The organism is Mesorhizobium sp. B2-6-1, from assembly GCF_006440475.1.
Classification (GTDB): Bacteria; Pseudomonadota; Alphaproteobacteria; order Rhizobiales; family Rhizobiaceae; genus Mesorhizobium.
On record NZ_VFUH01000001.1, the window covers coordinates 131302 to 154975 of the forward strand.

A 23674-nucleotide genomic window follows, 5' to 3' on the forward strand; every position below is an offset into this window, starting at 1 on the left:
GCGCCTTCGGGATTCGATGAGAGCGCAATGGATACGGTCACCCTCAAGGCACGCGGCATTTCGGTTTCGCTGGACACCACGGTCGGCCATATCGCCGACATGGTGGTCGAGGATGGCGGGGTGGTCGAGGACGGCGGGCGCCAATTGCGGCCGCTGCACCGCGCACCCTGGGTCGGCGCGCCACGCGACACGCTGCCGGCCGACCTGCCCGAGGGCACGGTGCGACTGTCCGGCGATTTCCTGTGCGCGCCGTTTTCGCGCAGCGACGTCGAGGAAGCACCGCTGCATGGCTGGTCGGCCAACAGCGCCTGGGATGTCACCCAGAGCAGCGCCTTGGACGGCGGCTGGCGAGCCGTTTTCCGGCTGCGCCGCAAGGTCATGGGCGCGACCGTCGACAAGATCCTGACGCTGCGCGACGGCCATGCCTTCCTCTATCAGGAACATGTGTTTTCCGGCGGCCACGGCGCGATCTCCGTCGCCCATCATCCGATGACGGCAATGACGGATGGCGGCCGGCTCGCCTTTTCGCCAAAACGCTTCGCGGCCTCGCCCGCCGATCCGCTGGAGCCCGATCCCAAGCGCGGCCGCTTCCTGCTCGCCTATCCCGGGCGCACCAGCGATCTCGGCCATTTTCCCGCCGCCGGCGGCGGCACGCTCGACCTGACGGATTACCGCATGGACGACCGGCGCGAGGATTTTGTCACGCTGGTCGAGGCCGACCATGGCGGGCCGGGCTGGACGGCCCTCGCGCGCCGGGCCGAGGACGATTTGGTTCTGGTGCTGAAGAACCCGGCCGAGCTGCCGGTCACCATGCTGTGGTTCAGCAATGGCGGCCGCGACTACGCGCCGTGGAGCGGCCGGCATCTCGGCGTGCTCGGCATCGAGGACGGGCGCACGGCGATAGGCCATGCCGCCTCGATCGGCGACAACTGGCTGACGCGCGAAGGCGTGGCGACGGCGTTCGCGCTCGGCGAAGGCCCCAGCGTCTCCTTCCGCCATGTCATCGGCGCCCTGCCGCTGTCGGGCGGCGAGCCGCCGCAGGAGGTCACCACGGCGGACGGCCGCATGCGGCTCCTGGGCGGAGGCTCGGCGCGGGAGGTGCCGTTCGACAGCGATTTCCTGCGCATCGGGCAGGCCGCGGCTGGTTGAGTGGATGCTTCGAACGTCGGCTTTTGACATTTGACACGGCCCCTTACCCAAAATGCCGGTTTGAAATTTCCGCCGAGTGCCGCCAGAATAACGGTCGCGCCAACCATCAGGGGCAAGCGAGGCCGCCATGTCCGAAATCGCCCATCTCGCCGCCACCATCTTCAAGCGCGCCGGCAAGGCAAAGCGCTTCATCGTCGCCATCGCCGGTCCGCCGGGGGCCGGCAAGTCGACATTGTCGGCCAGCCTGCACGATCTGCTGCCGGAAGGCGCCGTCGAGGTCGTGCCGATGGACGGCTTCCACTATGACGACGTCGTTCTCAACCAGCGCGGGCTGCGCGCGCGAAAGGGCGCGCCGGATACGTTCGACTTCGGCGGCTTCGAGACGCTTCTGAAGCGCATCCGGGCCGGCGAGCCCGACATCGCCATCCCGGTGTTCGACCGCGGCATGGAACTGTCGCGCGCGGCGGCGGCGATCATCGGCGCGGAGACCAAATTCATCCTGGTCGAGGGCAATTACCTGCTGCTCGACGAGGAGCCGTGGTCGCGGCTGGCGCCGCTGTTCGATTTCTCGATCTTCGTCGAGGTGCCGCGCAACGAGCTCGAGCGCCGGCTGATGGAGCGCTGGCACGAACATGGCCGCTCCGAGGAGGATGCGCGCGCCTGGATCGCCTCCAACGACATGCCCAACATCGAACGCGTGCTGGCGCGGCGCCGGGCGGCCGACCTGGTGATTGGTTAACCTGCTTAATTGTCGGTATTTTTCGACGGGAACCTTAAGGGGTTTCGCACCGTTATGGCCGGGAACCGATTGTCCTGCGTAAGGGGATTTTGCAATGGCAACCAAGGCAAGAAAACCCGCGACCGCCAAGACCAGGACGACGAAGACGACGCAGGCGAAAGCCGGCGCTGGTCCGGCGATCGCCGAACGTTCGAAGGACGCAAAGCCCAGCTTCGGCAAGGCCGCGCCTCGGAAGGTCGCGGCCGCGGCCGCAAAGCCGGCCAGCGCGCGCAAGCCGGCGCCAGAGAAATCCGGCGCCGTCCGCACCGTGGCGAGCGTTGCAGCCGGCGCGGTGGTGGCGACGGCACGCGGCGCCGCTTCGCTGGCGGCTTCCGTGATGGGCAAGGGCGGCCCGAAAGCCAAGGCGAAATAGCCCAGCCGAGTCGGCCAAGGCTACGATATCCCGCGCCCCAGGGCGGCCGGGCCGCTTCAGCCCTTTGCCGGGATTGTCAGGCCCTTCTGCACCGCCGGCCGAGCCAGGCCGCGCTCCAGCCATGCCGCCACATGCGCGAAATCATCGAAGCCGACGAGGTCGCGCGCTTCATAGAAGCCGATCAGATTGCGCACCCAGCCGATGAGCGAGATGTCGGCGATGGTGTAGTCATTGTCCATGATCCATCGGCGGCCCTTCAGCCTGCCGTCGAGAACGCCGAGCAGGCGGCGCGATTCATCGCGGTAGCGTTCCAGCGGCCGCTTGTCGGCGATCTCGCGGCCGGCGAATTTGTGGAAAAAGCCGACCTGGCCGAAGATCGGGCCGACGGCCGCCATCTGGAAGAACACCCACTGGATCGTCTCGTAGCGCCGCGCCGCGTCCGCCGGGACGAGCAGGCCGGTCTTGTCGGCGAGGTAGAGCAGGATGGCGCCGGACTCGAACAGGCCGATCGGCTTGCCGTCGGGACCGTTCGGATCGATGATCGCCGGTATCTTGCCGTTGGGATTGAGCGACAGGAATTCCGGCGTCCAGCTTTCGTTTTTGCCGATGTCCACATAGTGCGGCTCGTAGGCCAGGCCGATCTCTTCGAGGGCGATCGATATCTTCACCCCATTCGGGGTCGTCGCCGAATAGAGCTGGATCCGGTCCGGGTGCCTGGCCGGCCAGCGGGCGGTGATTGGATAGGCGGACAGGTCGGCCATCGAGAACTCCTGGGCGGGGATTTCGCACCGCGCGGCGCGGTCTGGGTGAGGTCGGCAAAGAATTAGGCGCAGGCCCAGGGATGATCAATGCGGCGGCAGACGTTTGGCCGTGCACGCACAGTCAACAAATCGAATGATGCCGGCATCGGGAGCCGGCAGATTGACCTGCCGAGCAGTGCATGATCGCCGGGATTAGATCGCCTTGAACGCCAGCACCGCATTGGTGCCGCCGAAGGCGAAGCCGTTGCTGATGGCGGCGCGCACCTTACGCTCGCGCGCGACGTTCGGCGTCACGTCGAGATCGCAATCGGGGTCGGCCTCGCGGAAATTCGCCGTGGGCGGCACCACGCCCTCGCGAATCGCCATCACGCAGGCGATCATCTCCAGCCCGCCCGAGGCGCCAAGGCAATGGGCATGCATCGACTTGGTCGACGAGACGGAAAGCGAGCGCGCGTGCTCGCCGAAGACGCGCTTGATCGCGGCGGTCTCGATCTGGTCATTGGCCTTGGTGCCGGTGCCGTGCGCATTGAGGTAATCGATGTCCTCGGGATTCAACCCGGCGTCCGCCAGGCAGAAGCGCATCGCCGCTTCCGGCCCTTCTATGGTCGGCGCAACGATGTCGGAGGCATCGGCCGAGAGGCCGGCGCCGACGATTTCGGCGAGGATGTTTGCGCCGCGCGCCACCGCGTGATCGTAGCTTTCCAGAACCGCCATGCCGGCGCCTTCGCCGAGCACCAGACCCTGACGATCGGCCGAAAACGGCCGGCAGGTATCGGGCGACAGCACGCGCAGCGCCTCCCACCCCTTCAGCACGCCCCAGACCAGCGGTGCCTCGGTGCCGCCGGCGACCATGACGTCGGCGCGGCCGAGCCTGATCTGGTCGACCGCCGATGCGATGGCATGGTTGGCCGACGAGCAGGCCGAAGTGACGCCGAACACCGGTCCACGCAGGCCAAGATGCATGCTGACCTGGCCGGCGGCGGCGCCCGGCATGACCTTCGGCACCGTGAAGATGCCGGCGCGATTCTTGCCCTCGATCAGGATGGCGCGGTAGTTCTCCTCGACCGTCTCGAAGCCGCAGACGCCGATGCCGATAACGGCGCCCATGCGGTAGGTATTGTCCGCATGGGGGGCCAAGCCGGACTGCTGTAAGGCTTCGCGGGCGGCAATCACCGCCAACAGGCTGAAACGGTCCATCGACACCAGCTGCTTGCGCTCTATGCCATGGTCGGGCAGCGCCTTGATCTCGCAGCCGATCTTGACCTTCAAATCGTGCAGGAACGGGTTATCGATGGGGCCGATCGCCGAGCGGCCGGCGCGCATCTCGGTCCAGATCGCCGGCACGTCGGTGCCAAGCCCGCACAAACCGCCGATGCCGGTAATGACGACGCGCTTGTGCATCCGGTCAGGCTTTTTTCGCGATCAGCGCGCGAACGGCCTCGACCATGTCGCCAACATTCTTCAGGTTGCTCCAGGCATCGACCGTGTTCATCTCGATCTCGATGCCATACTGCTCCTCGAGATCGAAGATGATCTCGGTCAGTTCCAGCGAATGGATGCCGAGCGCCGTCAATTCGGTGCTGGTGGTGATCTCCTCGCCGCCCGGCTCGGCATGAGCCTTGATCTTTTCGATGATTTCGGTCGCCAGTTGGTCAGCCATTCGGTTTCTTCCCCACTTTGTCGTTTCCCGACGCCAACTGAACAGCGCCTTTTTGTCCTCGATATCAGGCCGCGACCGTCGCCTTGGACCCCCGCCAGGCGTCGCATGAGCGTACCAAGGTGGCTCCCTCTATAGAAACGGAAACGCCATCAAGCAACAAGCTATATATCGACAAAACCGCCGCGGTGCTTAACCTGACGGCGTGGATACGATCGAACATACCGGATTTTCGGCCCCGCCGGCGCAGCGGGCGGCCGGACTGGCGCAGCTCGCCTGCGCCAGTCAAGACGGCCGCACGCGGCTGCGCCGCCTCTATCAGGACGGTTCCGCCAAGATAAGGATGCCGGCCGTTTCCGGCGGCCCGCTGGAAGCCGTGCTGATCAACACCGCGGGCGGGCTGACCGGAGGCGACCGCCTCGGCTGGGAGATCGACGTCGGCGCGCATGCCAGCGCCACGATAACGACGCAGGCCTGCGAGAAAATCTATCGCGCCGCTTCCGACCGGGCCGAAGTCAGCGTCCGGCTAACGGTCGGCGAAAACGGCCGCGTCGCCTGGCTGCCGCAGGAGACCATCGTTTTCGACCGATCGGCCTTTGCCCGCACGCTCGACCTTGATCTTGCCGCCGGCGCCGAGGCGCTGGTGCTGGAAGCCACCGTCTTCGGCCGGACGGCGATGGGCGAACGCGCGGTCCAGGGCGGCTTTCACGACCGCTGGCGCGTCCGCCGGGGCGGGGCTCTCATCCATGCCGAGGATTTCCGCATCGGGCCCGACATCGCCGCGACCCTGGCGCGCCCACCGATTGCCGGCGGCGCCGTCGCCATGGCGACGGTGCTATTGATCTCGCCGCGGGCGGAAGCGCTTCTCGATCCGGTTCGGGAGATCATCGGCGGCCAGGGCGGCGCCAGCACCTGGAGCGTGCAGGAATCTGGCAAGCTTCTTGCGAGGCTGTATGCCGGCGACGGCTACCGGCTGCGCCAGCATCTGGTTCCGCTCGTCGGCTTGCTCAACGGAAAGGCGGGGCTGCCCAAAATATGGTCACTGTGATCGTGTCCGCATCATTTCAGGGAAACGCATGAACCTGACGCCGAGGGAAAAGGACAAGCTGCTGATAGCCATGGCGGCGGTCGTGGCGCGCAAGCGTCTGGAGCGCGGCGTCAGGCTCAATCATCCGGAGGCAATCGCGCTGATCACCGACTTCGTCGTCGAAGGCGCCCGCGACGGCCGTCCCGTCGCCGAGCTGATGGAAGCCGGCGCCCACGTCGTCAGCCGCGCGCAGGTGATGGAAGGCATCGCCGAGATGATCCATGACGTGCAGGTGGAGGCGACATTCCCCGACGGCACCAAGCTGGTGACCGTGCATGAGCCGATACGGTGAGGAGACAGATATGCTTGAGCTGCGCCCGAACTGCGAATGCTGCGACAAGGACCTGCCGCCGGAGGCGACGGATGCGCTAATCTGCACCTTCGAATGCACCTTCTGCGCCGATTGCGTCGAAGACGTGCTCGGCGGCGTCTGCCCCAATTGCGGCGGCAATTTTTCGGCACGGCCGATCCGTCCGGCGGCAATGCTGAAGAAATATCCCGCTTCGACCACGCGCATCCTCAAGGCTGAGGGTTGTGGCCCGCGCGAGGCCGCGTGAACGCCAGACGACCCTGATAGGCCAGACGATCCTGATAGGAAAGACGCACCGATGATCTCAGCACAGATGAAACGCACAGCCCTCTCGGCGATTCTGCTCATGGCAGCCGCCATGCCCGCTTATGCCCATGTCGGGGCCGGCACGACCTCCTCCTTCGCGGCCGGCTTCATGCATCCGCTCTCCGGCCTCGACCACATCACGGTAATGGTCGCGGTCGGCCTGTGGGCGGCACAGAAAGGCGGCGAGGCTGTGTGGGCATGGCCGGCCGCGTTCGTCGGCGTCATGCTGGCCGGCGGCGCGCTCGGCATGCTGCATGTGCCGCTGCCCTTCGTCGAGCCGGGCATACTGGCGTCGGTGGTGGCGCTCGGATTGTTCGTGGCGCTGGCCGTCGATCTTCCTGTCACGGCCGGCGTCGCCATCATCGGCGCGTACGCGCTGTTTCATGGCCACGCCCATGGCACCGAAGTGCCGGAAAATGCCGCAGGGCTTGAATATATGGCCGGCTTTGCCGTCGCCACGACGCTGCTGCACGCCGTCGGCATCGCCGCCGGGCTTGGCCTCGGCAGGCGATTTCGCGTGCTCGTGCGGGCCGCGGGTGCCGCCTGCACGGCGATAGGGCTCGGCCTCGTCTTCGGCGCCGTGTGACGAACGATGATCCCAGGTGAAATCATTCCCGCCGACGGCGACATCGACCTGAACAAAGGCCTGCCGACGGTTACGCTCAAAGTGGCCAACAGCGGCGACCGGCCGATCCAGGTCGGCAGCCACTATCATTTCTTCGAGACCAATGAGGGCTTGAAATTCGACCGCGAACAGGCGCGCGGCATGCGCCTCGACATCGCCGCCGGCACCGCCATGCGCTTCGAGCCCGGACAGGAGCGCGACGTCACGCTGGTGCCGCTGGGCGGCAAGCGCGAGGTCTATGGCTTTCAGCAGAAGGTGATGGGCAGGCTGTGAGGCCGAGGGCGTCTCATGCGCGGCGTGCAAAGAGGGCAAAGGGCTTTCGGGCGAGTACGAAAGCGAGTTGTGCCCTCGGCTCAATCGGACGGCTTGGCCGCCGCATAGATGACGATCTTTCCGGGGTCGTCGAATTCCACGGCGAGAACGTCCTGCGCAAGCACGCGTCGCGAGTCGATGGCGTTGAACAGCAGCGCGTTGGCCTCGATCTCCTTGCGCAGCTCCGCAATGTCGTCCTGATGCTGCTTAACCTTGGTCTCGATCGCCGGCGGCGGACCGCCTTCGGTGCGCGCGGCATCGGTCAGGAACACGATATCGACCTTGTCGAGCTTGGATGTCTTGCGCACCGTGCCGATGTTTTCACGTGTCCGGTCGATCGCCCTGGCAACTTTGCCCGCTTCGGCATCGCTCCTGGTTTCTTCCTGCTTGACGTCCGAGCCGATGATCCGGTTGACGGTCTCGGGGCTTTCGAGCCCTTGTGCGTGAAGGGAGGCTCCGGGGCTGCCCGCCGCCAGGAATGCCATGGAGGCGAAGGCATAGAGCCGTCTCTTGCCGGGGTTGGTCGCCATCGCTCGCTCCTGGACGGGTTCGTTTCGCGGCGCCGTTCAGCGCCGATGAAACGAAACGGCTCCTGCCCGGCCAAGGTTCCCTTCCAGATAGCGCGGGCGGACCGGACGACGGCCCGCCGCGCAGGCGCGCCGTCAGCTCGCCTTCTTGGTGATCAGGGTCAGGGCGCCGTTGGGCTCCATGCTGGCCGCGACCACCTGCGCCGAGGTCATTCCCTTGGCCTCGAGGGCGGATTTGACCTTGGGCGTGGCATCGATCGAGCTGCGCAGCTTCTGCAGGCCGGCATCGCCGCGCTGGGCGATCACCTGGTTGACCTGCGTCTGCGTGTCCTTCGGCAGTTCGGTGATGTCGACGATGTTGACGCTCTGGATCGTCGGCGCGGCCTGCTGCCCGCCGGGGGCGGGCGCGGCCGGCGCTGCCGGAGCGGGCTGCTGCTGGGCACTGGCGGCACCCGCCAGCATCAGGGTGGCGGCAGCGGCGAGAACTATCGTTTTGCGCATGGATTTTCCTTCCATCGATTTGGCAAACGGTCGTTTTGGGGTGACCCTCCAACCTCAACCGCCAAATGGGATCAGAAGGTGTCGACCAGCGGGTCATTGCGTGACCATTGGATGGCAGCAATGTGCAGCCCGGTTTCACCAGCACCGCAATTCGGGAGCAATCACTGATGGCCAGAATAACCCGCGCCGCCTATGCGCAGATGTACGGGCCGACGGTCGGCGACAGGGTGAGGCTTGCCGATACCGAACTCTTCGTCGAGGTCGAGAGGGATTTCACCATTCATGGCGAGGAGGTGAAATTCGGCGGCGGCAAGGTCATCCGCGACGGCATGGGCCAGAGCCAGGTCTCCCGCGCTGGAGGAGCGGTCGACACCGTCATCACCAATGCGCTGGTGATCGACGCCAGCGCCGGCATCTTCAAGGCCGATATCGGCCTCAGGGAGGGCCGCATCGCGGCAATCGGCAAGGCCGGCAACCCGGACACACAGGATGGCGTCACCATCATCATCGGCCCCGGCACCGAGATCATCGCCGGCGAAGGCAAGATCCTTACCGCGGGCGGCTTCGACGCGCATATCCATTTCATCTGTCCGCAGCAGATCGAGGAAGCGCTGATGTCGGGCATCACCACGATGCTCGGCGGCGGCACCGGCCCGGCGCACGGAACGCTCGCCACCACCTGCACGCCCGGGCCATGGCACATGGCGCGCATGATCCAGTCCTTCGATGCGTTCCCGATGAATATCGGCCTGTCGGGCAAGGGCAACGCTTCCCTGCCCGCGGCGCTCGAGGAGATGGTGCTGGGCGGCGCCTGCTCGCTGAAGCTGCACGAGGACTGGGGCACGACGCCGGCCGCGATCGACTGCTGCCTGTCGGTCGCCGACGACCATGACGTTCAGGTGATGATCCACACCGACACGCTCAACGAGAGCGGCTTCGTCGAGAACACGGTGGCGGCGATCAAGGGCCGCACCATCCACGCCTTCCACACCGAAGGCGCGGGCGGCGGGCATGCGCCCGACATCATCAAGGTCTGCGGCCTGCCCAACGTCATCCCGTCCTCGACCAACCCGACGCGGCCCTACACGGTCAACACGCTGGCCGAGCATCTCGACATGCTGATGGTCTGCCATCATCTGTCGCCGTCGATCCCGGAAGACATCGCCTTCGCCGAAAGCCGCATCCGCAAGGAGACCATCGCGGCGGAGGACATTCTGCACGACATCGGTGCCTTCTCGATCATCTCCTCGGATTCACAAGCGATGGGCCGCGTCGGCGAAGTGGCGATCCGGACCTGGCAGACCGCCGACAAGATGAAGCGCCAGCGCGGTTCGCTGCCGCAGGAGACCGGCAACAACGACAATTTCCGCGTCCGCCGCTATATCGCGAAATACACGATCAACCCTGCCATCGCGCATGGATTGTCCAGGGACATCGGCTCGGTCGCTGTCGGCAAACGCGCCGACCTGGTGCTGTGGAACCCGGCCTTCTTCGGCGTCAAGCCTGATATGGTACTGATCGGCGGCATGATCGCGGCGGCGCCGATGGGCGACCCCAACGCCTCGATCCCGACGCCGCAGCCGATGCACTATCGGCCGATGTTCGGCGCCTATGGCAAGGCGCGCACCAACTCGTCGGTAACCTTCGTCTCGAAGGCGGCACTGGAGTCCGGTCTGCACGGCCGGCTCGGCGTCGACAAGCAGTTCGCCGCGGTCGAAAACACGCGTGGCGGCATCGGCAAGCACTCCATGGTGCTCAACGACGCCACGCCGCATATCGAAGTCGATCCCGAGACTTACGAGGTTCGTGCCGACGGCGAACTCTTGACCTGCGAACCAGCGACGGTGCTGCCGATGGCCCAGCGATATTTTCTGTTTTGATAAGATCGCCGCGAGCCATTGCCCTCGTTAAATGCGGCGGTGAGTGGGTTGTGCCGACTGCCCGAATGGGCCCACTCGTTCTCCGCGGACTTGGAAATTGTGCACTTTGGGAGCAATATCTCCTCAATGAACAAGATATTTCGCAAACAGCAATTGACGCCCTACGAGGCCGACTATGCTCAGTGGTGCGCCGAGCAGGGCGCGTTGCTGCGCGAAGGTCGTCTTTCCGACCTCGATCGTGAGAATGTTGCCGAGGAGATCGAGAGCTTGGGGCGGAGCGACAAAAGGGAAATTGCGAGCAGGCTTGGCACTTTGGTCCTTCACTTGCTGAAATGGGAGTTTCAGTCTGAGCAGCGCAAAACGGGCTGGTTGCTGACAATTCGGGAGCAACGGCTTCGGATTGAGGGCCTGCTTGATGAAAGTCCGAGCCTCAAAAAATATCCTGCGCAGGTGCTCGATCGAGAGTTCAAGATAGCAAGATTAAAGGCATTGGACGAAACAGGCCTGAGAGATCGGGATTTCCCTGTCCATTGCCCCTATGGGATCAAGGAAATCTTGGACGATGATTATTTCCCAGGATCACCGTGGTCTTCAGACAACCTTATGCGCGAATAGACTGATAGTGGTGTGTTGACGGACGTTCCATCACCTGGCGAGCATTCGGCATGGCCACCGAAATAGCTTCGCCCCACGACATCTTCCCGCATATCCGCATCGTCCTGGGCATGGTGATCGGGCTCGGCGTCGCGCGCCTGTTGTCGGGGGTGGCGCGCATCGTCCAGCATCCCGGCCAGTACCGGCTCTATGCGGTGCATCTGGCCTGGGTCGCTTCGGTGCTGTTGATGCTGGTGCATTTCTGGTGGTGGGAGTTCGGCCTCTACGCCATCGAAACATGGACCTTCGGCAAGTACCTGTTCATCATCTTCTACGCCATCACCCTGTTCCTGCTCTGCGCGCTGCTGTTTCCGGATTCGATGCTCGACTACACCAGCTATGAGGATTTCTTCTATTCGCGCCGCGCCTGGTTCTTCGGCCTGCTGGCCGCGACCTACGTGCTCGACGTGATCGACACGCTGCTGAAGGGGCCGGAGCATTTCGCCCGCTTCGGCAACGAATATCTGTTCCGCACGCCGGTCTTCGTCGCGCTGTGCATCGCCGCGATCCTGGTGCGCGACCGCCGGTTTCACATCGCCTTCGTCGCGGCGGCGCTGATTTACCAGGTATCGTTCATCCTGCGGCTGTTCGACACGATCGTATGACGGCCGCGGATGCTCTAGGCTGACCGGGAAAGGCAGGGTTCAATCATGTACAAGGCCGTCGGATCGCGTGGATCCCGGGTTAGCCGTGTTCTGTGGATGCTCGAAGAACTCGGGCAGGCCTATGAATTCGTCGAAATTCCCCTGCGCTCGCCCGAAGCCTATGCGCTCAATCCCTCGGGCAAGGTGCCGATCCTGATCGACGGCGAGCTGACGCTGACGGATTCGGCGGCGATCTGCGTCTATCTCGCCGATAAGCACGCGGATAAGGGCATGGGCGCCAGTCCCGGCCTCGCCGGCCGCGCCGAAATGGATTCCTGGATGCATTTCGCCCAGTCCGAGCTGGAAGCGCCATTGTGGAACAAATTGCGCCACCGTTTCCTGCTGCCCAGAGAGGTCCGGGTCGATGTCGGCCCCGCGGTCGCCTACGATTTCGCCTCCGAGGTCAAGGCGCTGGACCGCCGGCTTGGCGACAAGCCTTTCGCGCTCGGCGACCGGTTCTCGGCTGTCGACGTGCTGCTCGGCGACATGGGCGGCTGGGCCAGAGCCGGCCGCTTTCCAATAGAATCCGAACGCGTCAACGCCTATTTCGACCGCGTGCTTTCACGCCCTGCCCGTGCCCGGGCGCAAGCCAATGGCGGAGCCATGAAATGAAGCTCAACCTCAACAACGACTTCACGAAGTTCCCGCGCGCCATCTCGGTGCTGACCTCCGGCAATGCCGGCACCACGGCGCCATCCGGTCGTGCCGTTCTTGCCCATGACGAGCGGCATCTGCGCCGCCGGGCGATCGAATTGTCCGACGGCAGCAAGGTGCTGGTCGACCTGCCGGAGCCCGTCGCGCTCGCCGACGGCGACCGGCTGGTGCTGGAAGATGGCCGACATGTCGAGATCTTCGCGTCGCCGGAGGAGGTCTATGACATCCGCGCCCGCGACGCCGTGCATCTGGCCGAGCTTGCCTGGCATATCGGCAACCGCCATCTCGCGGCGAGCATCGAGGCCGGGCGCATCCTCATCCTGCGCGATCATGTCATCAAGGCGATGCTGGAGGGGCTCGGGGCCACGGTGAGCGAGGTTTCCGAACCGTTCAAACCGGTGCGGGGCGCCTATTCCGGCGGCCATGACCACGGCCATGCGCACGCCCACAGCCACGCCGAAGCGCATTCGCACAGCCATTCGCATTCGCACGACCATCACGATCATCACGATCATCACGATGATCATCATGATCACCATGACTGACCAGCCATCCGGGGTCGCCCTGCTGCGATTGATGGCGTGGCTGTCGCCGGTCTTTCCGGTCGGCGGCTTTTCCTACAGCCATGGTCTCGAGCGCGCCGTGCATGATGGGCTGGTGACCGATGCGGCGGGCCTCGCCGCATGGCTTGAAACGCTGGTCGAGATGGGCTCCGCCTGGAACGATGCCGTGCTGTTCGCCGAGAGCTGGCGCAAAGCCCGCGAAGGCGGCGATCCGGCCGAAGTCGCCGCACTGGCCGAGGCGTTGGCCGGGTCGCGCGAACGCCATGCCGAGACCATGCTGCAAGGTGCGGCTTTCCTCAAAGCGGCCGCCGCCTGGCCCACTCCCGTGCTGGAGCGCTTGCGCGCCGATTGTGCGTACTGCGTCGCCGTCGGCGCTGTTGCCGGCGGCAATGGTATCGCGCTTCAGGACGCGCTGTCCGCCTTCCTGCAGGCCTTCTTCTCCAATCTCGTCCAGGCCGCGATCCGGCTGGGCGTCATCGGACAAAGCGGCGCGACCAGTTTGCTCGCCGGCTTCGAGCCGCTGGCCCTTGCGACCGCCGCCCGCGCATCCCGCTCGACATTGGACGATCTCGGCGGTTGCGCCTTTGTCTCTGATATCGTGGCGATGCAGCACGAAACCCAGTATTCGCGATTGTTCCGCTCATGATCGTCCTTGCCTTCGTCCTCTCATTCGTCCTGCTGGTGATCACCGCGTTGCACGTCTATTGGGGCATTGGCGGGATATGGCCGGGCAAGGATGCGGCGTCCTGCGCGCATGCGGTCGTCGGCTTTCGCGGCGTCGACGAGCTGCCGGCGCCGTTCGCCTGCTTTGCCGTCGCCGCCTGCCTGGCGCTGGCAACGCTCTGGCCGATGGCTCTGGAGGGTGTGTTTGCCTCGCCCTTTCCCAGGGAAGGCCTCGCCGCCACCGCGCTGCTGATCGGGCTGGTGTTTCTCGGACGCGGCATTGCCGGCTTCACGCCCCGGTGGCGCCGGCTGGCACCGGAACAGCCTTTCGCGCGGCTCGATAGGAGCCTTTATTCGCCGCTGTGCCTGCTGATCGGGCTCGGCTTCGCAGTTCTCGCCATCACGGAGTTCCCGACATGACGCAGCCCAACGGTCCTCTTCGCATCGGCATTGGCGGCCCCGTCGGTTCGGGCAAGACGACGCTCACCGAGAAACTGTGCAAGGCGCTGCGTGAGGAATTCTCCATCGCCGTCGTCACCAACGACATCTACACAAGGGAAGACGCCATGATGCTGGCGCGGCTGCAGGCGCTGCCGGAGGAGCGCATCGTCGGCGTCGAGACCGGCGGCTGCCCGCATACCGCCATCCGCGAGGACGCCTCGATCAATCTGCAGGCGATCGCGGAGCTCAACCGCAAATTCCCCGATCTCGACATCATCTTCATCGAATCCGGCGGCGACAACCTTGCCGCCACCTTCTCGCCGGATCTCGCCGACCTCACGCTCTATGTCATCTCCGTCTGCCAGGGCGAGGAGATCCCGCGGAAAGGCGGTCCGGCGATCACCCGTTCCGATTTCCTGATCATCAACAAGAGCGACCTGGCGCCCTATGTGAACGTCAATCTCGACGTGATGGAGAGCGACGCCGCCCGCATGCGCGGCAAACGGCCGTTTGGCTTCACCGACCTGTCGCGCGGCAAGGGGTTGCGGGAGGTGATCGATTTCATCGTCGAGCATGGCGGCTTGAAGGTCGGGGCCGCCGCAAACACGGCGGCGTGAGCCGGCTGCACCAACCGAAACCGGTTGCGGGCACAAGCAGGGCACGGCATTGTTCCTAAAACCCGGAGGATTTTTCGATGAGCATCGCCCGCCTGCAAAAGGAACCGCTGACCAACCTGCCCTTCTACGAGGAGCGCGTCGATCTTGCCTGCGCCTTCCGCTGGACGGCGCGGCTCAACATGCACGAGGCGGTGGCCAACCATTTCTCGCTGGCGGTCAACGAGGACGGCACAAAATTCCTGATGAACCCCAATCAGGTGCACTTCTCGCGCATCAAGGCGAGCGACCTTTTGATGATCGACGCCAACGATCCCGAGACGCTGTCCGGCCCGAATGCGCCCGACCCGACGGCGTGGGGCCTGCACGGCGCCATCCACCGCAACGTCCGCCATGCGCGCTGCGTCATGCATGTGCATTCCATCCACGCCACCGTGCTGGCCTCGCTCGCCGATTCGAGGCTGCCGCCGATCGACCAGAATTCGGCGATGTTCTTCAACCGCCATGTGGTCGACGCCCATTATGGCGGTCTGGCCTTCGAGGAAGAGGGCGAGCGCTGCTCGCAGCTCCTGACCGACCCCAAGGTCAAGGTAATGGTGATGGGCAATCACGGCGTGCTGGTCATCGGCGACACGGTGGCCGACGCCTTCAATCGCATGTTCTATTTCGAACGCGCCGCCGAGACCTACATCAAGGCGCTGTGGACCGGGCGGCCGCTGCGCACGCTTTCCGACGCCATCGCCGAGAAGGCGGCACGCGAAATGGACGACTATCCCGGCCAGGCCGAGCGGCATCTCAGCGAACTGAAGGCGATCCTCGACGAGCAGGAGCCGGTCTATCGGAACTGAGGTTTAAAGCCCCAGTTCAGCCCGCAATTCCTCGGCGCTGTTGATGACCACCGCACCGGGCGGGCCGTCCATCGGTTTTTCCGGCCAGAAGATCGTCTTCATGCCTGCCGCCAGCCCCGCCATGGCGCCCGGCCAGCTGTCGTCGACCGCCACCGCGTTCGCGGGATCGACATCGGCCAGATAGGCGGCGCGCAGGAACGGCTCGGCTTGCGGCTTGCCTTCGCGCACGTCGTTGCGGCTGATGGTCTTCATGCCTGGATAGATCAGGCCGACCATGTGCAGATTGGCGTCGACGATCATGCGGTCGGAATTCGAGACCACGGCCTGCTGCACGCCAAGTGCGCGCAATTCGTTGAAGATCTCGATCGCACCGGGGCGCGGCTTCAATGTCGTGACAAGCGGCAGATAATGCTCGTATTTATGGACGATCCACTCGTCGAAGGGCAGATCCAGGCCGAACTCGTCGCGCATCATCAGGTAGACCGGCCAGGCAGCGACCCCGAGAACGCGCTCATGCAGGTCGGGCGGAGGCTGAAGGCCGACATTGCGCATCGCCGCCACCAGGGCTGCTTCGTGCAGCGGTTCGCTGTCGACCAGCGTGCCGTCCATGTCCCAGAAAACCGCTTTCGGTGTCATGCAACGCTCCTTTTGGCGTTCCCTTAAAGGGTTTACCCCGCGAGATAAACCATCCGGACGGCAGAACGTGCCACCTGTCGGAACGGAAATCCTCCTTTTGCCTGCCGTGGAATCCCCAGGCCGACGATGATCCGGCCGATCCCACGCCCGCATGCGCAAGCAATTGCCCTGGCGATTTGACAATTGCGCAGCGCGCGGTTCCCTGCGAAAGTAGGCGCGACCGGTTCCATGACCGGCGGTTTCGGGAGGCAGGACGTGAACAACCGGCAGGAGGGCGGCAGCAACAGGTTGGACGATGCCGCGCGCGCGGGCTGGCTTTATTACGTCGCCGGCAACACGCAGGACCAGATCGCCGCCACGCTCGGCATCTCGCGGCAGACTGCACAGCGGCTGGTGTCGCTGGCAGTGTCGGAAGGCCTGATCAAGGTGCGCGTCGACCATCCGATCGCCAACTGCCTCGACCTCGCCGCCCGCCTGAAGTCGCGCTTCGCGCTCGACCTGGTCGAGGTGGTGCCGAGCGACCCGACCTCGTCGTCGACGACGATCGGCATCGCCGAGGCGGCGGCAGCGGAAATCGAGAGGCGGCTGAGATCGCCGGCGCCGATCGTGCTGGCGATCGGCACCGGCCGTACGCTGAAGGCGGCGATCGAGCAACTGCCGCCGATGGAGTGCCCGCAGCACAAGGTGGTGTCCCTGACCGGCAATATCTCGCCGGACGGTTCGGCCGCTTTCTACAACGTCATCTTCACCATGGCCGACAGGGTCAAGGCGCGGTCGTTCCCGATGCCGTTGCCGGTCATCGCCTCCTCGCCGCAGGAGCGCGAGATGCTGCTCAGCCAGCCGATGATCCAGCCGACGCTGGCGCTGGCCGCGGAGGCCGACGTCACCTTCGTCGGCATCGGCGACCTCGGCCCGAAGGCGCCGCTCTATGAGGACGGCTTCATCTCCGACGCCGAGCTGAAGGCGCTACAGAAGGCCGGCGGCGTCGCCGAAATTGTCGGCTGGGTGTTCGATCGCGACGGCCGCATGATCGAGGGCATCACCAACGACCGGGTGTCGTCGGCGGCCCTGCCGTCACGCGAGAAGTCGCTGGTCATCGCGCTCGCCATGGGTGAACGCAAGCTGCCGGGCATCCTGGCGGCCGTGAACCGCCGGCTGGTCAACGGCCTCATCACCGACGAACGAACCGCCGCCGCCCTGCTGGCGAGCGGGTGAGCCAAAAGCCTCGAGGCAACATCGATTTGCGATAAAATCCGGGCGGGCTATCCATGCCGTCCGAAAGGATCGTTGCCGTCGAGGAAGCCAAGGTCCCGCTGCAGGTGCGGCGACAGGTCCCTGATGTCGAGATGCGCCTTTTTCCTGGTCGCGAACCAGCCGAATCCGTCCGCAAGCCATGAAATCCAGCGATGATCCGGAGCGGGAGTGCATTTTTGCTGCGCCATGGTCATGATCGTCAACCTTCGCTATCTTCAACCCGAGTGACGGGCTGAGGATGAATGTCGGTCTTGCCGGCCGCCTTTGCCAATCGAACGTCGATAAGGACCCATAAGGAGGCTTTATGCCGGATCTCAGCTCGCGACAGGTTGCGCAGCTTCCGCCGCTGCAGGCGATCCGGGTGTTCGAAGCGGTGGCGCGGCATCTGTCCTTCACCAAAGCGGCCGAGGAACTGGCGATGACGCAGGCAGCGGTCAGCTATCAGATCAAAGTGCTGGAGGAGCGGGTCGGCGCGCCGCTTTTCCTGCGCCGGCCGCGGCAGATCGAACTCACCGAAGCCGGACAGCGCCTGGCGCCGGCGGTCAGCGAAGCCTTCGCCTTACTCGGGCAGGCCTATGCGGCGGCCCGCGGCGGGGCGGACGGTCTGCTGTGCGTCACCACGGTGCTGACCTTTGCCTCCAACTGGCTGGCGCATCATCTGGGTTCGTTCCAGATCGCGCATCCCGCCCTTGCCGTGCGGCTCGACACATCCAGCCGCCTGACCGATTTCGCCCGCGAGGATGTCGACCTTGCCATCCGCTCGGGCGGCGGCAAATGGCCGGGACTGGAGGCCTACAAGCTGCTCGACGCCGATTTCACGCCGATGCTCAGCCCCAAGCTCGCCGCGAGCATCGGCGGCGTCAAGGAACCGGCCGATCTGCTCAAGCTGCCGATCCTTGATCCCGGCGACATCTGGTGGACGCAATGGTTCGAGGCCGCGGGAGTGCAAAGCCATGACCTTGCCAAGCGCCCCGGCAGCAGCATGGGCGCGCAGGCTTATGAGGCCAATGCGGCCATCGCAGGCCATGGCGTGGCGATCCTGACCAGGGCGCTGTTCAAGGCGGAACTCGCCGACGGCCGCCTGATCCAGCCCTTCGACCTGGTCGGCGACGACGGCCACGCCTACTGGCTGGTCTATCCGGAGGCGCGCCGCAACGTGCCGAAGATCCGCGCTTTCCGCGACTGGATCCTGGCCGAGATCGCCTGCTGACCGGCTAACTCCAGGATCAAAACCGCGCTCCATCCAGATCGCCGTTGTCGCCCGGTCCGCGCCTGCGGGACGGCCATTTGCAACGCGCCAGGTCGGCGCTCCTCCATCGAGTGTGCGCTGCACCATCGAATCTGGCTTGACATAATTCATTCTTAGTGAGTAATTGCTCACAGCCAAGGCAAATGCTCATCTTGGTCCATGGGAGGAATTTGATGAAACTTCGTACGCTCATCCTGGGCTTGTGCTCGGCCAGCGCGCTCGCGTTCGCGGCACATGCCGAATCCATCACCATCGCCACCGTCAACAATGGCGATATGGTCCGCATGCAGAAGCTGACCGACGACTTCACCAAGGCGAACCCCGACATCCAGCTCAACTGGGTGACGCTGGAAGAGAACGTGCTGCGCGAGCGCGTGACCACCGACATCGCCACCAAGGGCGGCCAATATGACGTGATGACCATCGGCACCTACGAGGTCCCGATCTGGGCCAAGCAGAGCTGGCTGTTGCCGCTCGACAAGCTCGGCGACGACTACGACGCCAAGGACATCATCCCGGCGATCGCCGGCGGCCTCTCGGTCGACGGCAAGCTCTATGCCGCGCCCTTCTACGGCGAAAGCTCCTTCGTCATGTACCGCAAGGACCTGATGGAGAAGGCAGGGCTGAAGATGCCCGACGCGCCGACCTGGGACTTCATCAAGCAGGCCGCCGACAAGATGACCGACCGCGCCAATGGCGTGAACGGCGTTTGCCTGCGCGGCAAGGCCGGCTGGGGCGAGAACATGGCCTTCCTGACCGCCATGTCGAACTCCTTCGGCGCGCGCTGGTTCGACGAGAACTGGAAGCCGCAATTCGACCAGCCCGAATGGAAGAACACCTTGCAGTTCTATGTCGACCTGATGAAGGCCGACGGGCCGGAGGGCGCGTCTTCCAACGGCTTCAACGAGAATTTGGCGCTGTTCCAGCAGGGCAAGTGCGGCATGTGGATCGACGCCACCGTCGCCGCCTCCTTCGTCTCCGATCCCAAGGCCTCGCAGGTCGCCGACAAGGTCGGTTACGCACTGGCGCCTGACAATGGGCTCGGCAAGCGCGGCAACTGGCTGTGGGCGTGGTCGCTGGCCATTCCCGCCGGCACGCAGAAGGCCGATGCCGCCGAGAAGTTCGTGTCATGGGCAACCAGCAAGCACTATGCAGAACTGGTCGCCTCGAAGGAAGGCTGGGCCAACGTTCCGCCGGGAACGCGCTCCTCGCTCTATGCCAATCCAGAGTACCAGAAGGCGGCTCCGTTCGCCAAGATGACGCTGGACTCCATCAATGCCGCCGACCCGACGCATCCGACCGTCAAGCCGGTGCCCTATGTCGGCGTGCAGTTCGTCGCCATCCCCGAATTCCAGGGCCTCGGCACCACCGTCGGCCAGCTGTTCTCGGCAGCCCTTGCCGGCCAGTCGAGCGTCGACGACGCGCTGAAGCAGGCCCAGGACGCCGCAACCGCGGCGATGACCGAGGGCGGCTACATCCAGTAAGGCTCCTCCCGGTGCCTAAGGCCGGTCGCCGACCATGGCCGGCAACGGCCGCCCGAAACCCAGTTCGGGCGGCCACTTCCCGACAGCTCGAGAAAATTCCGTCCGATCCTTGAAGGGTGACCGTCATGGCTACTCAGCAGACCCGTTCGCTTGCCCGTTTCATGATGGCGCCATCCGTCGTCCTGCTGCTCGTCTGGATGGTCGTTCCGCTGGCGCTCACGCTCTGGTTCTCCTTCCAGCAGTACAATCCGCTCAATCCGATCCGCGACGGCTTCGTCGGCTTCTCCAATTACGCGTTGTTCTATTCCAACCCGGCCTTCCTGCAATCGATCCTGAACACGCTGCTGATCGTCGTCAGCGTGCTTGTGATCACCGTGGTCGGAGGCATCCTGCTGGCGCTTTTGATCGACCAGCCGATGTGGGGCCAGGGCATCGTGCGCATCCTCGTCATCTCGCCGTTCTTCGTCATGCCGCCGGTGGCGGCACTGGTCTGGAAGAACATGATCATGCATCCGCAATACGGCGTCTTCGCCGACATAGCGCGGTTCTTCGGCCTCCAGCCCATAGACTGGTTCGGACAATATCCGCTGACCGCCATCATCATCATCGTCGCCTGGCAGTGGCTGCCTTTCGCGACGCTCATTCTTTTGACTTCGCTTCAGTCGCTGGACGGCGAGCAGAAGGAAGCCGCCGAGATGGACGGCGCCGGCTTCATCAGCCGCTTCATCTACCTGACGCTGCCGCACATGTCGCGCGCGATCACCGTCGTCATCCTGATCCAGACGATCTTCCTGCTTTCGGTCTATGCCGAGATCCTCGTCACCACCAATGGCGGCCCGGGATACGCCTCCACCAACCTGCCCTTCCTGGTCTACCAGAAGGCGCTGCTCGAATTCAAAATCGGCCAGGCCTCCGCCGGCGGCATCATCGCGGTCATTCTCGCCAACATCGTCGCCTTCTTCGCCATGCGCGCCGTCGGCAAGAACCTGGACAGATAAGGGAGGAAAAGATGGCACGCGCAGTCACAACCCGGCACAAGACGATCGCGACGGCTGCCGCCTGGATCGTCGCCTTGCTGATCTTCTTCCCGATCCTCTACACGATCATCACCTCGTTCAAGTCGGAACAGGAGGCGATCCAGGGCTTCAACCTGATCCCGTCCGGGACCTTCGAGAGCTATTCCGAGGTCCAGGCGCAGAACGGCTATTTCAAGTTCTTCCTGAACTCGGTGCTGCTCTCGGTCGGCTCGACCATCCTGGCCCTGCTGGTCGCCATTCCGGCGGCCTGGTCGATGGCGTTCTCGCCGACCAAGCGGACCAAGGACATTTTGATGTGGATGCTGTCCACCAAGATGATGCCGGCCGTGGCCGTGCTGTTTCCGATCTACCTGATCTTCCGCGACACCGGCCTGCTCGACAGCCGCATCGGCCTGATGGTGATGCTGATGCTGATCAACCTGCCGATCGTGGTGTGGATGCTCTACACCTATTTCCGCGAAATCCCCGGCGAGATCCTGGAAGCGGCGCGCATGGACGGCGCCTCGCTGTGGAACGAGATCATCTATGTGCTCACACCCATGGCGGTGCCGGGCATCGCCTCGACCATGCTGCTCAACATCATCCTGGCCTGGAACGAAGCGTTCTGGACGATCCGGCTGACCACGACGGAAGCAGCACCCTTGACCGCCTTCATCAGCTCCTTCTCCAGCCCGCAAGGCCTGTTCTGGGCGAAGCTCTCGGCCGCCTCGACGCTGGCGATCGCGCCGATCCTGATCATGGGCTGGTTCAGCCAGAAGCAACTGGTGCGCGGCCTGACCTTCGGTGCGGTGAAGTAGGGGCGGCGCCGTGAAGTAGCAGCGTGCGCCAGGCGGCGGACGGAAATCCACCGGGAGGAAAGCATGGGAAATATCACGCTCAAGAACGTCTCGAAATCCTTCGGCTCGACGTCGATCATTCCGAACATCGATCTCGTCATCGAGGACGGCGAGTTCGTCGTCTTCGTCGGCCCGTCGGGCTGCGGCAAGTCCACGCTGCTGCGCCTGATCGCCGGCCTGGAGGACACCAGCGGCGGCACCATCAACATTGACGGTCGCGACGTCACCGGCGAGGCGCCGGCCAAGCGCAAGCTTGCCATGGTGTTCCAGTCCTATGCGCTCTACCCGCACATGACGGTGGCCAAGAACATCGCCTTTCCGCTGAAGATGGCGGGCGAGGACCAGGCGACCATCGACAGGAAGGTGAAGGACGCCGCGCGCGTGCTCAACCTCACCAATTATCTGGAGCGCCGCCCCGGCCAGCTTTCCGGCGGCCAGCGCCAGCGCGTCGCCATCGGCCGCGCCATCGTGCGCCAGCCTTCGGCCTTCCTGTTCGATGAACCCTTGTCCAACCTCGACGCGGCACTCCGCGGCACGATGCGGCTGGAGATCAGCGAACTGCACCACCAGCTCAAGACGACGATGATCTACGTCACCCACGACCAGGTCGAGGCGATGACCATGGCCGACAAGATCGTCGTGCTGAATGCCGGAAATGTCGAGCAGGTCGGCTCGCCGATGGAGCTCTACAAGACGCCGAAGAACCTGTTCGTCGCCGGCTTCATCGGCTCGCCGAAAATGAACCTGATCGAAGGCGCCCCGGCGGCGAAGTACGGCGCCAAGACCATCGGCATCCGGCCCGAGCACATGGCGATCTCGACCACGGCGGGCGATTGGAAGGCAACAGTCGGCGTTGCCGAACACCTGGGATCCGACACGTTCCTGCATGTCCAGGCCGACGGTGTCGGCCCGCTGACGGTGCGCGCCGACGGCGAACTCAGCGTCCACCATGGCGACAGTATTTATCTCACGCCCGACAAGGCCAAGCTGCATCGCTTCGGCCCCGACGGCAAGGCGTCGGCGGCATGAGGCTGAAAGGCAAATCGGCGCTGATCACCGGGTCGGCGCGCGGCATCGGCAAGGCCTTCGCCGAAGCCTATGTCGGCGAAGGCGCCACCGTTGCCATAGCCGACATCAACCTCGAGGCGGCGCAAAAGACGGCCGCCGAGATCGGCGGCAAGGCCTATGCGGTCAAGCTCGATGTCACCGACCTCGCTTCCATCGACGCGGCGGTGAAGGCCGTCGAGACCAGGACCGGCGGTCTCGACATCCTGATCAACAACGCCGCTTTGTTCGACCTGGCGCCGATCGTCGACATTACCAAGGCGAGCTACGACAAACTGTTTTCCGTCAACGTCGCCGGCACGCTGTTCATGCTGCAGGCGGCCGCCCGCTCGATGATCGCGCGGGGCAAAGGCGGCAGGATCATCAACATGGCGAGCCAGGCCGGGCGGCGCGGCGAACCGCTGGTCGGCGTCTATTGCGCCACCAAGGCCGCCGTCATCTCGCTGACCCAGTCGGCGGGACTCGACCTGATCAAGCACCGCATCAACGTCAACGCCATCGCGCCCGGCGTCGTTGACGGTGAGCACTGGGATCATGTCGATGCGCTGTTCGCCAAGTTCGAAAACCGGCCGAAGGGCGAGAAGAAGAAGCTGGTCGGCGAGAGCGTGCCCTATGGCCGCATGGGCACGGCCCAGGACCTGACAGGCATGGCGGTCTTCCTCGCCAGCAGCGACGCCGAATATATCGTCGCCCAGACCTACAATGTCGATGGCGGCCAGTGGATGAGTTGAGGCGGGGGCGGCCTCTTCTCCCCGTGCCTCCGCGG

At 64.6% G+C, this 23674-nt stretch carries 31 protein-coding genes; 24 read left to right on the forward strand and 7 right to left on the reverse strand.

All coding sequences use genetic code 11. From position 1 onward, the window contains the following. Positions 1-27: 27 nt before the first annotated feature. The 3 genes from FJ443_RS00665 to FJ443_RS00675 all read left to right on the forward strand — a co-directional run bounded on the left by FJ443_RS00665 (position 28) and on the right by FJ443_RS00675 (position 2300). Positions 28-1149, forward strand: a complete 1122-nt coding sequence (locus FJ443_RS00665; protein ID WP_140662376.1) for a hypothetical protein — start codon at positions 28-30, stop codon at positions 1147-1149. Between the two features lie 127 nt (positions 1150-1276). Beyond that, complete coding sequence (locus tag FJ443_RS00670; RefSeq protein WP_140491298.1) at positions 1277-1888, forward strand: nucleoside triphosphate hydrolase; 612 nt, start codon at positions 1277-1279, stop codon at positions 1886-1888. 94 nt (positions 1889-1982) lie between these two features. Next, positions 1983-2300 (forward strand): hypothetical protein, encoded by a 318-nt coding sequence (locus FJ443_RS00675; RefSeq protein ID WP_140559001.1) that lies wholly within the window; start codon positions 1983-1985, stop codon positions 2298-2300. 56 nt (positions 2301-2356) lie between these two features. Here the strand turns inward: FJ443_RS00675 and FJ443_RS00680 are convergent, their stop codons facing one another. From FJ443_RS00680 to FJ443_RS00690, 3 genes are all read right to left on the reverse strand, one after another. Continuing rightward, a complete protein-coding gene (locus FJ443_RS00680; RefSeq protein ID WP_140514401.1) occupies positions 2357-3061 on the reverse strand; it encodes a glutathione binding-like protein in 705 nt (234 codons plus the stop codon). Positions 3062-3253: 192 nt separating this feature from the next. Continuing rightward, positions 3254-4462 (reverse strand): beta-ketoacyl-[acyl-carrier-protein] synthase family protein, encoded by a 1209-nt coding sequence (locus FJ443_RS00685; RefSeq protein ID WP_140655350.1) that lies wholly within the window; start codon positions 4460-4462, stop codon positions 3254-3256. A gap of 4 nt (positions 4463-4466) precedes the next feature. Further along, positions 4467-4721: an acyl carrier protein gene (locus FJ443_RS00690; protein WP_140491308.1), complete on the reverse strand. Its 255-nt coding sequence runs from the start codon at positions 4719-4721 to the stop codon at positions 4467-4469. Between the two features lie 202 nt (positions 4722-4923). Between FJ443_RS00690 and FJ443_RS00695 the strand changes: the two genes are divergently transcribed. Genes FJ443_RS00695 through FJ443_RS00715 form a run of 5 tightly spaced genes read left to right on the forward strand, consistent with a single transcriptional unit; the run spans position 4924 to position 7319 of the window. Further along, entirely contained in the window at positions 4924-5766 is an 843-nt protein-coding gene (locus FJ443_RS00695; protein ID WP_140655347.1) for an urease accessory protein UreD, read from the forward strand. Between the two features lie 28 nt (positions 5767-5794). Beyond that, positions 5795-6097, forward strand: coding sequence for an urease subunit gamma (locus tag FJ443_RS00700; RefSeq protein WP_140491311.1), 303 nt, complete (start codon positions 5795-5797; stop codon positions 6095-6097). Positions 6098-6107: 10 nt separating this feature from the next. Further along, positions 6108-6362: a DUF1272 domain-containing protein gene (locus FJ443_RS00705; protein ID WP_140491313.1), complete on the forward strand. Its 255-nt coding sequence runs from the start codon at positions 6108-6110 to the stop codon at positions 6360-6362. A 51-nt stretch (positions 6363-6413) separates the two neighbouring features. After that, a complete protein-coding gene (locus FJ443_RS00710; protein WP_140582890.1) occupies positions 6414-7007 on the forward strand; it encodes a HupE/UreJ family protein in 594 nt (197 codons plus the stop codon). Positions 7008-7013: 6 nt separating this feature from the next. After that, the gene (locus tag FJ443_RS00715) at positions 7014-7319 is read left to right on the forward strand and encodes an urease subunit beta (RefSeq protein WP_140491317.1); all 306 of its coding nucleotides are present in this window, start codon (positions 7014-7016) and stop codon (positions 7317-7319) included. 80 nt (positions 7320-7399) lie between these two features. Here the strand turns inward: FJ443_RS00715 and FJ443_RS00720 are convergent, their stop codons facing one another. Further along, on the reverse strand, positions 7400-7888 hold the full coding sequence (locus tag FJ443_RS00720) for a hypothetical protein (protein ID WP_140514393.1): 489 nt from the start codon (positions 7886-7888) through the stop codon (positions 7400-7402). A gap of 132 nt (positions 7889-8020) precedes the next feature. Next, complete coding sequence (locus tag FJ443_RS00725; protein WP_140662378.1) at positions 8021-8386, reverse strand: hypothetical protein; 366 nt, start codon at positions 8384-8386, stop codon at positions 8021-8023. A gap of 164 nt (positions 8387-8550) precedes the next feature. Between FJ443_RS00725 and ureC the strand changes: the two genes are divergently transcribed. The 9 genes from ureC (at position 8551) to FJ443_RS00770 (ending at position 15347) form a co-directional block, all read left to right on the forward strand. Beyond that, positions 8551-10266 (forward strand): urease subunit alpha, encoded by a 1716-nt coding sequence (gene ureC / locus FJ443_RS00730; protein WP_181175061.1) that lies wholly within the window; start codon positions 8551-8553, stop codon positions 10264-10266. A 126-nt stretch (positions 10267-10392) separates the two neighbouring features. Then, positions 10393-10881: a DUF29 domain-containing protein gene (locus tag FJ443_RS00735; protein WP_140491324.1), complete on the forward strand. Its 489-nt coding sequence runs from the start codon at positions 10393-10395 to the stop codon at positions 10879-10881. A gap of 50 nt (positions 10882-10931) precedes the next feature. Beyond that, the gene (locus FJ443_RS00740) at positions 10932-11525 is read left to right on the forward strand and encodes a hypothetical protein (protein ID WP_140514387.1); all 594 of its coding nucleotides are present in this window, start codon (positions 10932-10934) and stop codon (positions 11523-11525) included. Positions 11526-11570: 45 nt separating this feature from the next. Then, positions 11571-12176, forward strand: coding sequence for a glutathione S-transferase family protein (locus tag FJ443_RS00745; protein ID WP_140554598.1), 606 nt, complete (start codon positions 11571-11573; stop codon positions 12174-12176). Beyond that, positions 12173-12763, forward strand: coding sequence for an urease accessory protein UreE (locus FJ443_RS00750; RefSeq protein WP_140662382.1), 591 nt, complete (start codon positions 12173-12175; stop codon positions 12761-12763). Before FJ443_RS00745 ends, FJ443_RS00750 begins: the two co-directional genes overlap by 4 nt. Then, complete coding sequence (locus FJ443_RS00755) at positions 12738-13427, forward strand: urease accessory protein UreF (protein WP_181175062.1); 690 nt, start codon at positions 12738-12740, stop codon at positions 13425-13427. Before FJ443_RS00750 ends, FJ443_RS00755 begins: the two co-directional genes overlap by 26 nt. Next, positions 13424-13864 carry a DUF3995 domain-containing protein gene (locus tag FJ443_RS00760; RefSeq protein ID WP_140662384.1) on the forward strand — a complete coding sequence of 147 codons (441 nt, stop codon included), beginning with the start codon at positions 13424-13426 and terminating at the stop codon, positions 13862-13864. Before FJ443_RS00755 ends, FJ443_RS00760 begins: the two co-directional genes overlap by 4 nt. After that, positions 13861-14502 carry an urease accessory protein UreG gene (gene ureG / locus FJ443_RS00765; RefSeq protein WP_140514378.1) on the forward strand — a complete coding sequence of 214 codons (642 nt, stop codon included), beginning with the start codon at positions 13861-13863 and terminating at the stop codon, positions 14500-14502. Before FJ443_RS00760 ends, ureG begins: the two co-directional genes overlap by 4 nt. Positions 14503-14579: 77 nt before the next feature. After that, positions 14580-15347 carry a class II aldolase and adducin N-terminal domain-containing protein gene (locus FJ443_RS00770; protein WP_140491336.1) on the forward strand — a complete coding sequence of 256 codons (768 nt, stop codon included), beginning with the start codon at positions 14580-14582 and terminating at the stop codon, positions 15345-15347. A 3-nt stretch (positions 15348-15350) separates the two neighbouring features. Here the strand turns inward: FJ443_RS00770 and FJ443_RS00775 are convergent, their stop codons facing one another. Further along, positions 15351-15983, reverse strand: coding sequence for an HAD family phosphatase (locus FJ443_RS00775; protein ID WP_140491338.1), 633 nt, complete (start codon positions 15981-15983; stop codon positions 15351-15353). Between the two features lie 255 nt (positions 15984-16238). Between FJ443_RS00775 and FJ443_RS00780 the strand changes: the two genes are divergently transcribed. After that, on the forward strand, positions 16239-17198 hold the full coding sequence (locus FJ443_RS00780; RefSeq protein ID WP_140491340.1) for a sugar-binding transcriptional regulator: 960 nt from the start codon (positions 16239-16241) through the stop codon (positions 17196-17198). 47 nt (positions 17199-17245) lie between these two features. Here the strand turns inward: FJ443_RS00780 and FJ443_RS31405 are convergent, their stop codons facing one another. After that, positions 17246-17431, reverse strand: coding sequence for a hypothetical protein (locus tag FJ443_RS31405; protein WP_140493424.1), 186 nt, complete (start codon positions 17429-17431; stop codon positions 17246-17248). A 110-nt stretch (positions 17432-17541) separates the two neighbouring features. On the opposite strand from FJ443_RS31405, the gene gcvA reads away from it, so the two are divergent. The 6 genes from gcvA (at position 17542) to FJ443_RS00815 (ending at position 23639) form a co-directional block, all read left to right on the forward strand. Next, positions 17542-18447 carry a transcriptional regulator GcvA gene (gcvA, locus tag FJ443_RS00790; RefSeq protein ID WP_140662386.1) on the forward strand — a complete coding sequence of 302 codons (906 nt, stop codon included), beginning with the start codon at positions 17542-17544 and terminating at the stop codon, positions 18445-18447. A 212-nt stretch (positions 18448-18659) separates the two neighbouring features. Continuing rightward, positions 18660-19970 carry a sugar ABC transporter substrate-binding protein gene (locus FJ443_RS00795; protein WP_140491344.1) on the forward strand — a complete coding sequence of 437 codons (1311 nt, stop codon included), beginning with the start codon at positions 18660-18662 and terminating at the stop codon, positions 19968-19970. 125 nt (positions 19971-20095) lie between these two features. Further along, the gene (locus FJ443_RS00800) at positions 20096-20968 is read left to right on the forward strand and encodes a sugar ABC transporter permease (RefSeq protein ID WP_140491346.1); all 873 of its coding nucleotides are present in this window, start codon (positions 20096-20098) and stop codon (positions 20966-20968) included. 11 nt (positions 20969-20979) lie between these two features. Next, positions 20980-21804, forward strand: coding sequence for a carbohydrate ABC transporter permease (locus FJ443_RS00805; protein WP_140491348.1), 825 nt, complete (start codon positions 20980-20982; stop codon positions 21802-21804). A 63-nt stretch (positions 21805-21867) separates the two neighbouring features. Beyond that, positions 21868-22872 (forward strand): ABC transporter ATP-binding protein, encoded by a 1005-nt coding sequence (locus FJ443_RS00810; protein ID WP_140514369.1) that lies wholly within the window; start codon positions 21868-21870, stop codon positions 22870-22872. Next, positions 22869-23639, forward strand: coding sequence for an L-iditol 2-dehydrogenase (locus tag FJ443_RS00815; protein WP_140662388.1), 771 nt, complete (start codon positions 22869-22871; stop codon positions 23637-23639). The genes FJ443_RS00810 and FJ443_RS00815 overlap by 4 nt, the downstream gene beginning before the upstream one ends. Positions 23640-23674 lie beyond the last annotated feature (35 nt).

Bases quoted from the DNA above. Each gene is read 5' to 3' on its own strand.
- gcvA (WP_140662386.1), top strand. From the start codon at position 17,542: ATGCCGGATCTCAGCTCGCGACAGGTTGCGCAGCTTCCGCCGCTGCAG.
- FJ443_RS00680 (WP_140514401.1), bottom strand. From the start codon at position 3,061: ATGGCCGACCTGTCCGCCTATCCAATCACCGCCCGCTGGCCGGCCAGG.
- FJ443_RS00715 (WP_140491317.1), top strand. From the start codon at position 7,014: ATGATCCCAGGTGAAATCATTCCCGCCGACGGCGACATCGACCTGAAC.
- FJ443_RS00670 (WP_140491298.1), top strand. From the start codon at position 1,277: ATGTCCGAAATCGCCCATCTCGCCGCCACCATCTTCAAGCGCGCCGGC.
- FJ443_RS00665 (WP_140662376.1), top strand. From the start codon at position 28: ATGGATACGGTCACCCTCAAGGCACGCGGCATTTCGGTTTCGCTGGAC.
- FJ443_RS00815 (WP_140662388.1), top strand. From the start codon at position 22,869: ATGAGGCTGAAAGGCAAATCGGCGCTGATCACCGGGTCGGCGCGCGGC.
- FJ443_RS00725 (WP_140662378.1), bottom strand. From the start codon at position 8,386: ATGCGCAAAACGATAGTTCTCGCCGCTGCCGCCACCCTGATGCTGGCG.
- FJ443_RS00675 (WP_140559001.1), top strand. From the start codon at position 1,983: ATGGCAACCAAGGCAAGAAAACCCGCGACCGCCAAGACCAGGACGACG.
- FJ443_RS00685 (WP_140655350.1), bottom strand. From the start codon at position 4,462: ATGCACAAGCGCGTCGTCATTACCGGCATCGGCGGTTTGTGCGGGCTT.
- ureG (WP_140514378.1), top strand. From the start codon at position 13,861: ATGACGCAGCCCAACGGTCCTCTTCGCATCGGCATTGGCGGCCCCGTC.
- FJ443_RS00705 (WP_140491313.1), top strand. From the start codon at position 6,108: ATGCTTGAGCTGCGCCCGAACTGCGAATGCTGCGACAAGGACCTGCCG.
- FJ443_RS00735 (WP_140491324.1), top strand. From the start codon at position 10,393: ATGAACAAGATATTTCGCAAACAGCAATTGACGCCCTACGAGGCCGAC.
- FJ443_RS00755 (WP_181175062.1), top strand. From the start codon at position 12,738: ATGATCATCATGATCACCATGACTGACCAGCCATCCGGGGTCGCCCTG.
- FJ443_RS00690 (WP_140491308.1), bottom strand. From the start codon at position 4,721: ATGGCTGACCAACTGGCGACCGAAATCATCGAAAAGATCAAGGCTCAT.
- FJ443_RS00710 (WP_140582890.1), top strand. From the start codon at position 6,414: ATGATCTCAGCACAGATGAAACGCACAGCCCTCTCGGCGATTCTGCTC.
- FJ443_RS31405 (WP_140493424.1), bottom strand. From the start codon at position 17,431: ATGACCATGGCGCAGCAAAAATGCACTCCCGCTCCGGATCATCGCTGG.
- FJ443_RS00760 (WP_140662384.1), top strand. From the start codon at position 13,424: ATGATCGTCCTTGCCTTCGTCCTCTCATTCGTCCTGCTGGTGATCACC.
- FJ443_RS00770 (WP_140491336.1), top strand. From the start codon at position 14,580: ATGAGCATCGCCCGCCTGCAAAAGGAACCGCTGACCAACCTGCCCTTC.
- FJ443_RS00740 (WP_140514387.1), top strand. From the start codon at position 10,932: ATGGCCACCGAAATAGCTTCGCCCCACGACATCTTCCCGCATATCCGC.
- FJ443_RS00700 (WP_140491311.1), top strand. From the start codon at position 5,795: ATGAACCTGACGCCGAGGGAAAAGGACAAGCTGCTGATAGCCATGGCG.
- FJ443_RS00745 (WP_140554598.1), top strand. From the start codon at position 11,571: ATGTACAAGGCCGTCGGATCGCGTGGATCCCGGGTTAGCCGTGTTCTG.
- FJ443_RS00800 (WP_140491346.1), top strand. From the start codon at position 20,096: ATGGCTACTCAGCAGACCCGTTCGCTTGCCCGTTTCATGATGGCGCCA.
- FJ443_RS00775 (WP_140491338.1), bottom strand. From the start codon at position 15,983: ATGACACCGAAAGCGGTTTTCTGGGACATGGACGGCACGCTGGTCGAC.
- FJ443_RS00810 (WP_140514369.1), top strand. From the start codon at position 21,868: ATGGGAAATATCACGCTCAAGAACGTCTCGAAATCCTTCGGCTCGACG.
- FJ443_RS00750 (WP_140662382.1), top strand. From the start codon at position 12,173: ATGAAGCTCAACCTCAACAACGACTTCACGAAGTTCCCGCGCGCCATC.
- FJ443_RS00805 (WP_140491348.1), top strand. From the start codon at position 20,980: ATGGCACGCGCAGTCACAACCCGGCACAAGACGATCGCGACGGCTGCC.
- FJ443_RS00795 (WP_140491344.1), top strand. From the start codon at position 18,660: ATGAAACTTCGTACGCTCATCCTGGGCTTGTGCTCGGCCAGCGCGCTC.
- FJ443_RS00720 (WP_140514393.1), bottom strand. From the start codon at position 7,888: ATGGCGACCAACCCCGGCAAGAGACGGCTCTATGCCTTCGCCTCCATG.